Source organism: Microcystis sp. MC19 (assembly GCF_003019735.1).
Lineage (GTDB): Bacteria > Cyanobacteriota > Cyanobacteriia > Cyanobacteriales > Microcystaceae > Microcystis.
Map to the genome: position 1 here is coordinate 1,653,202 of NZ_CP020664.1, position 12,976 is coordinate 1,666,177.

At 42.0% G+C, this 12,976-nt stretch carries 16 protein-coding genes; 10 read left to right on the forward strand and 6 right to left on the reverse strand.

Features of this window, described 5'->3' with window-relative positions; translation table 11 throughout:
• Positions 1-190: 190 nt before the first annotated feature.
• From B5D77_RS08485 to B5D77_RS08490, 3 genes are all read right to left on the reverse strand, one after another.
• A complete protein-coding gene (locus B5D77_RS08485) occupies positions 191-682 on the reverse strand; it encodes a hypothetical protein (RefSeq protein ID WP_106908637.1) in 492 nt (163 codons plus the stop codon).
• Positions 683-718: 36 nt separating this feature from the next.
• Positions 719-895: a hypothetical protein gene (locus B5D77_RS26220; RefSeq protein WP_173915183.1), complete on the reverse strand. Its 177-nt coding sequence runs from the start codon at positions 893-895 to the stop codon at positions 719-721.
• Positions 896-1,274: 379 nt separating this feature from the next.
• The gene (locus tag B5D77_RS08490) at positions 1,275-2,390 is read right to left on the reverse strand and encodes a TIGR03032 family protein (RefSeq protein WP_106909978.1); all 1,116 of its coding nucleotides are present in this window, start codon (positions 2,388-2,390) and stop codon (positions 1,275-1,277) included.
• A 299-nt stretch (positions 2,391-2,689) separates the two neighbouring features.
• Between B5D77_RS08490 and chrA the strand changes: the two genes are divergently transcribed.
• On the forward strand, positions 2,690-3,847 hold the full coding sequence (gene chrA, locus B5D77_RS08495) for a chromate efflux transporter (protein WP_106908638.1): 1,158 nt from the start codon (positions 2,690-2,692) through the stop codon (positions 3,845-3,847).
• 323 nt (positions 3,848-4,170) lie between these two features.
• On the opposite strand, the gene hisG is transcribed toward chrA, so the two are convergent.
• The 3 genes from hisG to deoC all read right to left on the reverse strand — a co-directional run bounded on the left by hisG (position 4,171) and on the right by deoC (position 6,897).
• Complete coding sequence (gene hisG, locus B5D77_RS08500; protein ID WP_008197919.1) at positions 4,171-4,821, reverse strand: ATP phosphoribosyltransferase; 651 nt, start codon at positions 4,819-4,821, stop codon at positions 4,171-4,173.
• A gap of 200 nt (positions 4,822-5,021) precedes the next feature.
• A complete protein-coding gene (locus B5D77_RS08505; RefSeq protein WP_106908639.1) occupies positions 5,022-5,810 on the reverse strand; it encodes an HAD family hydrolase in 789 nt (262 codons plus the stop codon).
• 409 nt (positions 5,811-6,219) lie between these two features.
• Positions 6,220-6,897 carry a deoxyribose-phosphate aldolase gene (gene deoC, locus B5D77_RS08510; protein ID WP_008197950.1) on the reverse strand — a complete coding sequence of 226 codons (678 nt, stop codon included), beginning with the start codon at positions 6,895-6,897 and terminating at the stop codon, positions 6,220-6,222.
• A gap of 159 nt (positions 6,898-7,056) precedes the next feature.
• Here deoC and acnB point away from each other — a divergent pair, with 159 nt between their 5' ends.
• The 9 genes from acnB (at position 7,057) to B5D77_RS27670 (ending at position 12,974) form a co-directional block, all read left to right on the forward strand.
• Positions 7,057-9,666 (forward strand): bifunctional aconitate hydratase 2/2-methylisocitrate dehydratase, encoded by a 2,610-nt coding sequence (gene acnB, locus B5D77_RS08515; protein ID WP_106908640.1) that lies wholly within the window; start codon positions 7,057-7,059, stop codon positions 9,664-9,666.
• Positions 9,667-9,679: 13 nt separating this feature from the next.
• Entirely contained in the window at positions 9,680-10,000 is a 321-nt protein-coding gene (locus B5D77_RS08520) for a DUF2584 domain-containing protein (RefSeq protein WP_223210942.1), read from the forward strand.
• A 222-nt stretch (positions 10,001-10,222) separates the two neighbouring features.
• Positions 10,223-10,642, forward strand: coding sequence for a hypothetical protein (locus tag B5D77_RS08525; RefSeq protein ID WP_253257779.1), 420 nt, complete (start codon positions 10,223-10,225; stop codon positions 10,640-10,642).
• 18 nt (positions 10,643-10,660) lie between these two features.
• Positions 10,661-10,837 carry a hypothetical protein gene (locus B5D77_RS26225; RefSeq protein WP_002797259.1) on the forward strand — a complete coding sequence of 59 codons (177 nt, stop codon included), beginning with the start codon at positions 10,661-10,663 and terminating at the stop codon, positions 10,835-10,837.
• A gap of 99 nt (positions 10,838-10,936) precedes the next feature.
• Entirely contained in the window at positions 10,937-11,080 is a 144-nt protein-coding gene (locus tag B5D77_RS26230; protein ID WP_002761373.1) for a hypothetical protein, read from the forward strand.
• Positions 11,081-11,219: 139 nt separating this feature from the next.
• On the forward strand, positions 11,220-11,513 hold the full coding sequence (locus B5D77_RS08530; RefSeq protein ID WP_002735016.1) for a BrnT family toxin: 294 nt from the start codon (positions 11,220-11,222) through the stop codon (positions 11,511-11,513).
• Positions 11,461-11,727, forward strand: coding sequence for a BrnA antitoxin family protein (locus B5D77_RS08535; protein ID WP_061431511.1), 267 nt, complete (start codon positions 11,461-11,463; stop codon positions 11,725-11,727). Before B5D77_RS08530 ends, B5D77_RS08535 begins: the two co-directional genes overlap by 53 nt.
• A gap of 131 nt (positions 11,728-11,858) precedes the next feature.
• Positions 11,859-12,821, forward strand: a complete 963-nt coding sequence (locus tag B5D77_RS08540) for a hypothetical protein (protein ID WP_106908641.1) — start codon at positions 11,859-11,861, stop codon at positions 12,819-12,821.
• 57 nt (positions 12,822-12,878) lie between these two features.
• Positions 12,879-12,974, forward strand: a complete 96-nt coding sequence (locus B5D77_RS27670) for a hypothetical protein (protein ID WP_256386932.1) — start codon at positions 12,879-12,881, stop codon at positions 12,972-12,974.
• Positions 12,975-12,976: the final 2 nt, after the last annotated feature.

Below are 12,976 nucleotides of genomic sequence, written 5' to 3' on the forward strand. Positions count from 1 at the left end.
AGGTTTATTGCTAACAGTTTTAGCTCAACAATCCCCAATCTTTCAAGACCCCTGTAACAGAAATTAACATTTATTACAAGAAAACGGGTTTCTCAAAGAAACCCGTTTTCTAAATAGGTTCTCAAAGAAACCCGGTTTCTAAATACCAAAGAAACCCGTTTTCTCATGGTTTCTCGCAGAAACCCGTTTTCTAGATATTGATTTTTGCCAAAGACTGCTTAAATTCTGCGAGAGAATTAGCGGTAGCTGCTAATTTTAGTAGCTCTTCTAAGATAGTAGGGTTAGTCATTTTGCCGATTATCTCTTCAATTTCTGAAGAAATCTGTCCAAAACGCACAGTTAAAACTGTTTTTATGGCATCACGGCTTTTTTGTAATGCTCCAATTTCCTTACCAATTTCCTTACCAATTTCCTTACCGATTTCCTTACCGCGTTCTATCCCTCGTAACTCCATATTACTCATTAAAGGCATGGTTCTTTCCTCCTCAAATTGTTTGATTTTACTCTCTAAGCTTGACTGTAATTCAGGGGATAAAGTCATCATATTGTCGATGATTTCAAACAGTTTAATTATCTGTTCTCTCTCGAACTCCTTTTCATATAATCCCCTGATTAACTTCCACTTCCACTGTTCCCGTTGTGGCAGCTTTCCAGTAGTCGCTTTTGTTTTCAGGTGTGCCATGACGATTATAGCAAAGGGATTGCTACTTGTTTCCAATTAGTCACTGATAACTGATAACTCGTAACTGATAACTGATAACTGATAACTGATAACTGATAACTGATAACTGATAAGTTGGTGAACTTCGGGAAAAAAGAAGTATAAAAACGCTTCAAAATACTCGCTTAATGCTTCTTTCCAGTGTTCATCATAATTGGCGGTTGGTTGTTTCATGGCAAGTCGCTACCAATTGGAAAGTTAGGCACTCATCTAAATCTATTATTCCCCATAAATATCATCAATGCCACTTGTCGTCACAAAACTTCCCATGAGAGCAACCTACATCTACATCTTTGTTTTAACATTTATTGCTAAAACTATATAATGCCGTCAGATAAAGGGGGTCGGAACCAACGGAACCGGGGAAGATATCCTTAACTAAAAAAGGAGTTGACATGATTTTTTCCTGAATTAAAGAGTAAAAATTAAACAATTAAGTGGGTGGGTGGAATTAAATATAAGATGAACGTAGGTTGGGTTGAAGCATGAAACCCAACGCCTGCATGGGTTACGCTACCGCTAACCCATCCTACAAATAATTGTGCCTCCCTACTTAAGTCGCCAAAGAAGGCACCATCCAGACGGATTGAGAGCCATCGAGGTCGGTGTCTGGTCCAATTAGCGCCGGGTTGCGGTAGCCCGGCAGGACAGAGACGGCAAAAACCTCCTCCACGCCGCTATTGAACCAAAAAGTTGCCACCAGTTGACAGGTAGCTAGGTTGACAATAGCCAACCCGCACCGCAATTGATTACGCCGCTCATCCAGGGGTAAACCGCCAAAAATCGCCGTTTCCCGCACTTGGGACAACCCGACAAAGGCGTGACCTTCCCAACAGTCTAAACCCCGGGTAAAACCGGGCAACTCGGCGATGATTTCCGTGCTGCCAGTTTGGGGATGCCAACAGTTCAAGGTTCCATAACCGGAATTGAGGAAATAGAGATTACCCTGATAAAGGCGGGGAGAATGGGGCATAGCTAAACCCCGCAGAATCACCTCTCCCCTAGCCACATCAATTAAGCATCCGCCCTGGGCCTTATTCTCTCGCCAGAGGCTTTCCTCGTTGGTTTCCCCCAATGCCGTCACATAAGTGGGAGTGCCGCTATTTTCAGCCATAGCCAAGCCATTGAGGTGGCAGCGGTCTCCGGGGACTAACTCGGTAATAAAGAGCGGTTTCCACTGGGGGAGAAAACTCCAATTTCCTTCGATGGTTGCCAGACAGTTAAATAGGGTATTGACCACCCAAAGGCGATTACTGCCAAAGGCCAAATCATGACCCATAATCGGGCCGGTGAGGTGGGAGGAACGAGCTAAAAAGGCGATATCCTGTTCCCCTTCGGGTTTAATCTGGGGGGCAATCTCTCGATTAGCGGGTAAATGCCAAATTGCCTGACGAGCGCCCACAGCAATTCCGGTAGCGGTTCGGGTTAAACCCATTGCTTGGTCAAAATGGGCGAAACTCACCCGTATTTGTCCTTGATAAGTGCCAATGCTGACCACTCGTCCCGCTTGGTAGGTGGAAATCAACACTGAGAGGTCAAGCTGGTTGAGTAATTCCGGCAGATTGAGGCTGTACTCATAATTTACCGGCACTGCTTGGCGCTGAGATGGACTCGCTGCCGGCGCTTGGGTATCTGAAAACTGGTTAGTCTTGGGCGGCAAGCTGTCCATAGAGTTTTTTTGCATAGATTAACATCGATTGTGATAATTGATTATTGTCTATGGTTTATTCTGGTTTCAGTTGGTATTAATGGGGTCTATTATAAACAAATTAATCAATATTATTTATAAACTTTTCTTAACTTTTTTTGTATCAAATTTACTTGAACGGGAGCATTAAATATTTATGATTGAGTTTGTGTAAAACACTTTTGCAATTATGGAATTGACCAGAGCTAGCTAAGAATTTAGCTTAAGCCTATTCTTTTGGATATAAACTTGATTCTAGAAAAACTATTGGTAATCAGAAAATGCTGACTTCATCGCCTCCCAATCTCTCGCAACTTGCCCTTTTATTTCTCAAAATCGGCCTTATCGGTTTTGGTGGTCCGGCTGCCCATATCGCTTTAATGGAGGAAGAAGTGGTTAAGCGTCGCGGTTGGATGACTAAGGAGCGATTTCTCGATTTGGTGGGGGCCACTAATCTGATTCCTGGTCCTAATTCCACGGAAATGGCCATCCATATCGGTTATATTTTTGGGGGTTTAGCGGGTTTAATAATCACGGGGGTTTGTTTTATTACTCCTGCGGTGTTAATTACGGGTTTTCTAGCTTGGATTTATACTACCTACGGGACTTTACCGGATGTGGCTCCGATTTTTGCGGGGATTAAACCGGTAGTAATTGCGGTGATTTTTCAGGCCCTCTGGCGCTTAGGCAAAAAGGCACTGAAAACCCGTCAATTACTCTTCATCGGATTGGGAGTTATCGGATTATTAATCTTAGGTTTAAATGAAATTATCGCTTTACTGTTAGGGGGAATTATCGGGATGTTTATCCTCAAAAAATTCGCTACTTTCCCCCTGATTGTGGCAGGAATAGGCGGTGCGACGGCGGTTGCTACTCCTAGCAATATCCCACCGACATTAACAGGATTAGGGCTATTTTTTCTCAAGGTGGGTAGTGTTTTATTTGGTAGTGGTTATGTGTTAGTTGCCTTTTTAGAAGGGGATTTAGTGCAGGGGAGAGGATGGTTAACCCAGCAACAATTATTAGATGCTATTGCTGTGGGTCAATTTACCCCAGGTCCGGTATTATCCACAGCCACTTTTATCGGTTATCAAATATTAGGAGTATCGGGGGCAATTGTGGCGACTCTAGCGATTTTCTTTCCTTCTTTTATCTTTGTTTTATTACTTAATCCTCTTATTCCTAAGCTGAGAGAATCGGTTTGGGCGGGTGCTTTTTTAGATGCAATTAATGCTAGTGCCGTGGCTTTAATGGTAGCGGTAATTTTTAATTTAGCTCTAGCTACTTGGTTACAACCCTACGGGAATTTACCTTTTAATTTATTGGCTATCATTCTATCTCTTATTTCTGCTATTCTTTTACTACGTTTTCAGGTTAATTCTACTTGGTTAATTCTTGCTGGTGCGCTTATTGGTTTGCTCTTAAAACAATTAGGTTAGGGGGAAATAAGTAAATGGTTCTAATTAAATATTAAGATATATTTTGCCTTTGATTCCCCCTTGATCCCCCCTTAATAAGGGTTGATCCCCCCTTGATCCCCCCTTAATAAGCTATCCCTTATAGGGATCTTTCTTAACAATTTTTTCAGTAAGCACTCCAACCCTTATCCTGACTTGATTTCAGTTTTTTCCTTGTCAGTAAGGGTGTCAACAAGGAATATTACAGATTGTTAACCGAGTCTTGAAAGCCTTGTGCTACAAAGGTTTGAAATGTTAAGAAAGATGTGACTAAAGGACAGCTTAATAAGGGGGGCGGTGATTCGTTAAACTTTTGCCATTGATGTAGTTGGTTCTCTGAGCTTTTCTACCCAGTTATAAATCTGATCGCGATTTAGTCGATAGCTGAGGGGATGAGCGATTAATCGAGCGCTACTAGCAAATAATTCGGCAATTTCTACTAAACCATTTTCCCGTAAAGTTCGACCGGTGGAAACTAGGTCAACTATCGCTTCTGACATCCCCGTAATCGGGCCTAATTCTACGGAACCATAGAGAGGTATAATCTCGACGGGAATATCTAAACGACGAAAATAATCCTTAGCACAATTGACAAATTTTGAGGCAACTTTACCGTGATGGGGAATATCTAAGGGACTTTGATAGGGACTATCAGCAGGGACAGCTACCGACATCCGACAGTAACCAAATTTTAGGTCAATTAAATTAGCCACATCGGGAGATTTTTCCAATAAAACATCATAACCGGCGATGCCTAATTGTGCCTGACCGTATTCTACATAAACTGGTACATCTGTTGCTCTGACTAATAACGCTTTCGCTTGGTTAGTGGGTTCAGTAATCTGTAATTGGCGATTTTTTGAGTCAAGAAAGGCACTAAAATCTAAGCCAATTTTCTGAAATATTTGGATACTTTCGTTTAGTAAAGCACCCTTCGGTAAGGCAATTGTTAGCATAGAGGGAATTATGAATTGGGAAGTGGGGAGGTGGGGGGAAGTGGAAATTATGAATTATGAATTATGAATTATGAATTATGAAGTGGGGAGTGGGGAATGGGGAGAAGGGAGCAGGGAAAACAAATAAAAATAGTCTCCTGACTCCTATCTCCTATCTCCTGACTCCTGACTCCTGAATTCTGACTCCTGACTCCTGACTCCTAACAGCTAAAATCATAACTGATAACCGAGATGGCAGTAAGTTCTCTAATGACCATATCAGCTAATTGTAAATCTGGATGGGTTTCCGGTTGCCAACTAATTGCGATCGCAGCTGCTGATTTTGCCTGTTTAGCCATTTCCCAATCGGCCCTAGTGTCCCCCACCATCAGGGTTTTGTCCACTGCGGTCCCCAAAGCTTGACAGGTTTCTTGCAATAATAAGGGATCGGGTTTACTTAAACCTCGATCGCAGCCCCGGGCAATTTTAATATAATTTAATAGGCCATTTTCCTTGACAAATTGCTCCACTCGTGCTGTGGTATCGGAGGAAAGAATCGCCAATTGTAAACCGGCCGCGTGCAGATAACGAATTACTTCTAAACATTGGGGATAGAGGGGATTGAAGCGGGGGGGAACCTTTTCATCGGCCGCTTGAAAGGCTACTTTTGCGATCGCCATAGCCGTTAACCAATCCCGGCCGGTGGAAGCAATACAACCGGCAGCGACGATATGATTATCTCTGCGGCTGCCCACTGCCATTAAACCAGCAGGATTGAGACTATTTGCCCCAATACCGAAAGTTTTAGTTAATAAAGACTCTAAACCAGGGATTTGCGATTCAATGGCTTGTATCCGGGCTATAGCTCGATCGTACCAGAAAGCTCGCGAATCCTCTAGCGTACCGTCCTTATCAAAAACAATCCCTTGAATATCTCTAAATTCTCGATTACCACAGCGAATTATCGGCAAATAAACCCCCTTATTTTTATCTATATTGTCAGTCATCATTTTAGCTCTCAGGAGACAGGATTAAGGAGACAGGAGATTATTTCTATTTATTCTCCCCACACCCCAATTCATAATTCATAATTCATAATTTCCACCTCCCCCCACACCCCACACCCCACACCCCAATTCATAATTCATAATTCATAATTCATAATTTCCACCTCCCCCCACTACCCCACACCCCACACCCCACACCCCACACCCCACACCCCAATTCATAATTCATAATTCATAATTCATAATTTCCACCTCCCCCCACTACCCCACTACCCCACACCCCACACCCCAATTCATAATTCATAATTCATAATTCATAATTTCCCCCTCCCCCCACTACCCCACTACCCTACACCCCACTACCCCACACCCCACACCCCACTTTCCTATATTTTTAAAACAGGATTTAGTATTACTCCTCAAAGGCGGCTTTTTGCTGACGGACTAAATCGACACCACGGGAAGTTCCCAGACGGGTGGCCCCGGCCCGGATAAGAGCGATCGCTTGTTCTAGGGTGCGAATTCCGCCGGATGCTTTAATTCCTACCCGGCCTTTGCTAATTTCCTTGAGAAACTTGACATCGCTAACCGTTGCACCCCCAAACCAGCCGGTACTGGTTTTTAGATAACTGACTCCTGCATCCATGCAAATCTCCGCCGCTAAACGTTTCTCGGTGTCCGTCAGTTGCGAGGTTTCCAGAATCGCTTTTATCGTCTGGCCAGTTTCCTGACAAATACTAGCAATTTCTTGGAATAATTCCTCGGATTTCCCATCTTTTAGCCAACCGAGATTAATAACCACATCTAACTCCTTAGCGCCATTATCTACAGCTTCTAAAGCCTCATAACGTTTAACTGCGGAGGTAGTGGCCCCTGCGGGAAAACCAATCACGGTAGAAACTAAAGTTTTTTTGCCGTGGAGTAACTGCACAGCTTGCTTAACGGCGGCGGGATAAACGCAGACGGTGGGAAAACGATATTGATCAGCCTGTTGACAGTAAGCCTCTAATTGTTCACTGGTGGCGGTGGGGATGAGGAGAGAATGGTCGATATATTGTGCTAAATCTAGATCAGAATCGGTGATAGCCATTATCTAAGCCTCAATATAGTCAATCGATCGCTATTTTCTCATTTTATGGAATTCACACAATAAAGTCATCTCTCGCTAACCTAGAAATTCCGAGACTAGCAAAGATCCAGTAACCTAGGAAGAAACCGTCACAAGTGAAGACTAGGAGAAAATAGACCTATGTTAGAAGCGTATCACCGCCACGTTGCCGACCGAGCGAAATTAGGTATCCCTCCCCTTCCCCTCAATGCTCAACAAACGGCGGAATTATGCGAAATGCTCAAAAATCCGTCCGAAGAACTCAAGGGAGAATTGCTGACCCTGCTGCGTGACCGTGTTCCCCCCGGAGTTGATGAAGCGGCCTACGTTAAAGCGGGATTTTTAACAGGAATTGCCAAAGGTGAAATAAAATCTAGCGTTATCTCCCCCCAGGGTGCGGTTAGCTTACTGGGAACCATGGTCGGTGGTTATAACGTTCATTCTCTGATTGAAATACTGAAATCCAGAGATATTAATATCGCCGCCGCCGCTGCCAGTGCTTTAAGTAAAACCCTGCTGGTATTCGACGCATTTAACGAGGTTTTGGAATTATCCGACACCAATCCCTATGCTAAACAGGTTATCGATGCTTGGGCCAATGGCGCTTGGTTTATCGCTAAACCGAAACTTGCTAAAGAAATTACCGTCACCGTCTTCAAAGTCCCGGGAGAAACCAATACAGATGACCTATCTCCCGCTCCCCACGCCACCACCCGGCCCGATATTCCCCTTCATGCTTTGGTAATGTTAGAAACCCGTCAACCGGGGTCTTTAGAAACCATTGCCGAATTGAAAAAATTAGGCCATCCGGTCGCCTATGTGGGGGATGTGGTTGGGACTGGTTCCAGCCGAAAATCGGCAATTAACTCGGTTCTCTGGCATATTGGCGATGATATTTCCTTTGTACCTAATAAACGTGCTGGTGGCTATATTTTAGGCAGTAAAATCGCCCCTATCTTCTTTAATACTGCTGAAGATTCCGGTGCTTTACCGCTTGAATGCGATGTTAGCCAAATGAACACGGGGGATGTGATTAAAATTTATCCCTACGAAGGCAAAATCACCAACGAAGCGGGCGCAACTATTAGCACTTTTAGCCTCAAACCTGAGACAATTCTGGATGAAGTGCGGGCCGGCGGTCGTATTCCCCTCTTAATCGGTCGCAGTCTCACCGATAAAACCCGTCACGCCTTGGGACTTGAGGCTAGTACCCTATTTACCCGTCCCACTATGCCTAATGACACGGGTAAAGGTTACACCCTAGCGCAAAAAATGGTCGGCAAAGCTTGCGGTTTACCCGGGGTGCGGCCGGGTACTTCCTGTGACCCAATTATGACTACGGTAGGGTCTCAGGATACCACCGGCCCGATGACCAGAGACGAGTTAAAAGAGTTAGCCTGTTTAGGTTTTAGCGCCGATTTAGTCATGCAGAGTTTCTGTCACACGGCAGCCTATCCCAAACCGGTTGATATTCAAACTCATCACCAATTACCGGACTTTTTCTCTACCCGGGGTGGGGTGGCTTTACGTCCGGGAGATGGCATTATTCACTCCTGGTTAAATCGGATGTTATTGCCGGATACGGTGGGGACTGGAGGCGATTCTCATACTCGTTTTCCCCTGGGAATTTCCTTTCCTGCGGGGTCGGGTTTAGTGGCATTTGCCGCCGCTTTGGGAGTAATGCCTTTGGATATGCCGGAATCGGTTTTAGTGCGTTTTACGGGGGAATTACAACCAGGTGTAACTCTGCGCGATATTGTTAATGCTATTCCCTACGTCGCCATCCAAGAAGGCAAATTAACCGTGGAAAAACAGAACAAAAAAAATGTTTTTAACGGTCGCATTATGGAGATGGAAGGGCTGCCGGATTTGAAATTAGAACAGGCTTTTGAGTTAACCGATGCCACGGCGGAACGTTCCTGTGCTGGTTGTACGATTAAGTTAAGTACCGAGACAGTGGCGGAATATTTACGCTCTAATGTGGCCCTGTTAAAAAATATGGCGGCCCGGGGTTATAGTGATGCCAAAACTATCCTACGTCGGGTAGCAAAAATGGAACAATGGTTAGCTAATCCTGTTCTGATGGAGGCGGATAAGGATGCCGAATATGCGGATATTATCACCGTCAACTTAAACGAGATTAAAGAACCAATTGTTGCTGCACCCAATGACCCCGATAATATCAAGTTAATGTCGGAATGCGCTGGGGATACAATTGATGAGGTGTTCATCGGTTCTTGTATGACTAATATTGGTCATTATCGCGCCGCCGCTAAGATATTAGAAGGTGCAGGAGTTGCTAAGGCTAAACTGTGGATTTGTCCCCCCACCCGCATGGATGAAAAACAATTGCGCGAGGAGGGAATGTATGGCATTTTTGCCGCTTCTGGGGCCCGTACCGAGATGCCTGGATGTTCCCTTTGTATGGGTAATCAAGCGCGGGTTGAAGACAGAGCGACGGTATTTTCTACCTCGACTCGTAACTTCAATAATCGCATGGGAAAAGATGCGCGAGTCTATCTCGGTTCCGCCGAATTAGCGGCAGTTTGTGCGCTGCTAGGACGCATTCCCACCGTTGAGGAATACCTCGCAATTGTCACCGAGAAAATTAATCCTTTTGCCAGCAATTTATACCGCTATTTGAACTTTAATGAAATCGCTGGTTTTGAGGATGAAGGCCGGGTAATTCCCCTAGAAGATTTACCTAAGATTGAGGATATCTTAGGGATTCCTTCTGGTGTTTTGAGTTAGTATGAAGTTGAGGGTGAGCTATGAAAAGCTCACCTTTTGTTCAGAAAATAAAGAGGTAAAATTTATGGGGATGCCCTGTGAAGTGAATAGTATTTTAAAGTTAAAACCATCTCAAGGTTATCCAGAAAGTTTGGAATTATCTAAACAGTATCAAGGGAGCAAAGAAGATTATAGAATTATTCCTGTTGATGTTCCCATTCCTTTGGTAAATGAACATTGGGTCGCCTACGCAGATGTTATCATTGAAAAATTAGTTTGGGAAAATCGTCAAACAACAGTTTTATTTAGAATTGATAGGATTTATCCAGTCCCTTTTATTGTCAAAGAAACTTGAAATTAGATGAAGGATCAACAACGAATAATTATTGCAAGAATTATTAAGTAGGTAGGCACAATTATTTGTAGGATGGGTTAGCGGTAGCGTAACCCATGCGGGCGTTGGGTTTCATGCTTCAACCCAACCTACGTTCATTTTATATTTAATTCCACCCACCTACTTAAGTATGAATTTGATTATTTTCTCAGAAAATTCAAGCCTTGGGAAAAGCTCATATTTTTGTTATACTTAATAGTAGCGATTGTGACAGGTTTAGGGGATGCAAGTTCATTTTTTACAGGAGAGAATAGTCCTATACCTAGGGAATGGAAATTATTAAAAAGTCCTCAAATAGTTACGATTATATCTATTATTATCTTAGGAATTCCTGTTCTACTCTCTCAAACACAGACTGGACAAGATACTGTTGAACTTTTAGAAACAATTCGCTTAAACATTGTGCCAGCAATCAGTAGTTCTTTAGAAGAATTATCTGTTAATATAAAACAAAAATTTAATCTAAAAGGCAATATCAGAGTATCCTTGTGGATACCAGTGAGACAAAAGTTATTTACTTGGAATCTCCAAATGGTATGTAAAACTAGCAATGTATCTGATAGGGAACTAGAGGCACTTGATAACAGTAGGGTTAAGACCTAAACCACAGAGGAAACTATTATGTCTGAGTCACTAAAACAACAGAGACAAGCACCTAGTTTAAAGTTAATTGAAATATTAGAAGATGGTAGTGCCAAAACTTTTATCTACGAAGATCCCGAAAAAAAGAGCAAATCCAGCTTTATTGCTCGAATAAAGGCTAAAATACAACAAAAATTCCGACCATCAGCTAATTAGTTCTTATGTATTTGCCAGATCATTTGTACACAAGGGGGTTATCTACCCCCTGATTTGTTTTTATAGTCATGACCGATTAGTTTGATACATTCTAGATACATGAAGCTCTTATCCTGTCTAGTATTAATATTCTCAATCTTAATTGAAATCGCTGGTTTTGAGGATGAAGGCCGGGTAATTCCCCTAGAAGATTTACCTAAGATTGAGGATATCTTAGGGATTCCTTCTGGTGTTTTGAGTTAGTTGACCGGTTATGGGTCATTTCGATCGAGGCGAAAGATTTCTTTTGATTTCGATCAAGATGACCCCTCTAACGATCGAATTTTCGACAATTATAGGATTTTTTTCGATATACGGAATGACAACTCGATAAAATAAAAATATGAAATTCGAGTGGGATCGACAAAAGAACCGAGCGAATATCATCAAGCACGATCTAGACTTCGCGGACGCGCAGCGGATATTTGAACATCCCATTCGAGTTTCCCTTGACGAACGAGAAAATTATGGCGAAGATCGATTGATAGGAATCGGTACGCTCGATGGCCGAGTGGTAGTTGTCGTTTTTACAGAACCGAGTAGAGATACAATTCGTATTATTTCACTTCGTAAAGCTTTACCCTATGAACGAAAACGATATGAACAATACCTCCGAGACGAATTGGGAGAAAGTTGACGCTCTTACGGAAGAGGAAATCGACACATCCGATATTCCGCCCTTAACCGAGGAGTTTTTTAGTAAATCGCGGTGGTGGAAACCTGTAGAGAAAGTAAATGTTCTTGTTCAAGTAGATACCGAAACCCTAGCTTGGTTTCAATCACAGGGCGAGGATTGTGAACAAAAAATGTCCGCCGCTTTACGGATTTATGCGGAGGCTCACAAAGTATAGTCAAGTTTAGTTCGGGTACAAGCCACACAATAAAAAAGTTCGCTATCATTTTGAGCGGGATGAAAAGCCACACAATCTCATTTACCAATAAATCGCCTTAAATGAAATGATAAAAGTGAGTACGAAAAATTATGATTATAGATGTACCGACTGGAGATGATTTTAAATCCGCTGGCATTGATTTTTTAAATCTGGCTTGGGATACGCTGATAAGTTTATCTACAAAACTTAAGGATGCGGAATATTTTTATAATGTGTATTATAGCGATGAGAATGAAGAAGTAATCGATCAATTGTCATCTGAGCAATATTGGAAACAAGCACAACGTCCATTGAGTACAGCCCTTTCCCTTATTCAACAAGGAACCGAATTTCTCTTAAAAGGTCATATTGCTACAGTTAGCCCGTATTTACTAATTTCAGGAGATCCGAGTAATTATCCCAGTAAATCTCATGAGCGCAATATCCGTTTTAGTGAATTTAAAACAATTGATGCACAGGATTTAGTCAAAGTTTATAATACCGTATCGACTGATCGATTACCAGATAACTTTCGACAAAGATTTGAAGATTTGAGAAGCAAGCGAAATATAATTATGCACACTGTAGATCCTGAATTATATATAAAAACTAAAGATCTGTTTGTTGAAATTCTAGAAATTTGTCATTATTTGATAGAGCCAAACTCGTGGATAAAAATTCGAGGACAATTCATTCAAAATGAACCTGAATCTGTTCTATATAGCCCTGAAACCAGAGAATTATATAATTTGCTGCCTTTAGAAATAAACCTTGTAATTGATTTATTAACACCTTCAGAAAATAATAAATATTTTAATTTTAATAAAAAAACAAGACGTTATTTATGTCCTAGTTGTTATAGTGGTTTTAGGGAAGATTACGAAGACGAACAGATTCCAAGATTAGCTCAACTAATACCTAATGAACCAACTAGCAACACTATTTATTGCCTTGTATGTAATGAATCTTATGAAGTATTGCGGGAAGATTGCACAGCTGAAGATTGTCTGGGTAATGTCATAGATCCTGATGATGGTACATGTCTTACCTGTGGTTCGGACAATTATTGTTGAAATTGTAATAAATATCTTGTATGTATTAATTTCTTTATTTTTTTAATCGGACAAGAAATTTATGAAAAGTTTTTCGCTCAAGCTGCCATACAAATAATCTTGCAAAAGTATCAAATTTTATTGTTAATTGTTGACACTAATCAGGAGGAATAGTT

Bases quoted from the DNA above. Each gene is read 5' to 3' on its own strand.
- B5D77_RS08485 (WP_106908637.1), bottom strand. From the start codon at position 682: ATGGCACACCTGAAAACAAAAGCGACTACTGGAAAGCTGCCACAACGG.
- B5D77_RS26220 (WP_173915183.1), bottom strand. From the start codon at position 895: ATGAAACAACCAACCGCCAATTATGATGAACACTGGAAAGAAGCATTA.
- B5D77_RS08490 (WP_106909978.1), bottom strand. From the start codon at position 2,390: ATGGACAGCTTGCCGCCCAAGACTAACCAGTTTTCAGATACCCAAGCG.
- chrA (WP_106908638.1), top strand. From the start codon at position 2,690: ATGCTGACTTCATCGCCTCCCAATCTCTCGCAACTTGCCCTTTTATTT.
- hisG (WP_008197919.1), bottom strand. From the start codon at position 4,821: ATGCTAACAATTGCCTTACCGAAGGGTGCTTTACTAAACGAAAGTATC.
- B5D77_RS08505 (WP_106908639.1), bottom strand. From the start codon at position 5,810: ATGATGACTGACAATATAGATAAAAATAAGGGGGTTTATTTGCCGATA.
- deoC (WP_008197950.1), bottom strand. From the start codon at position 6,897: ATGGCTATCACCGATTCTGATCTAGATTTAGCACAATATATCGACCAT.
- acnB (WP_106908640.1), top strand. From the start codon at position 7,057: ATGTTAGAAGCGTATCACCGCCACGTTGCCGACCGAGCGAAATTAGGT.
- B5D77_RS26225 (WP_002797259.1), top strand. From the start codon at position 10,661: ATGTCTGAGTCACTAAAACAACAGAGACAAGCACCTAGTTTAAAGTTA.
- B5D77_RS26230 (WP_002761373.1), top strand. From the start codon at position 10,937: ATGAAGCTCTTATCCTGTCTAGTATTAATATTCTCAATCTTAATTGAA.
- B5D77_RS08530 (WP_002735016.1), top strand. From the start codon at position 11,220: ATGAAATTCGAGTGGGATCGACAAAAGAACCGAGCGAATATCATCAAG.
- B5D77_RS08535 (WP_061431511.1), top strand. From the start codon at position 11,461: ATGAACGAAAACGATATGAACAATACCTCCGAGACGAATTGGGAGAAA.
- B5D77_RS08540 (WP_106908641.1), top strand. From the start codon at position 11,859: ATGATTATAGATGTACCGACTGGAGATGATTTTAAATCCGCTGGCATT.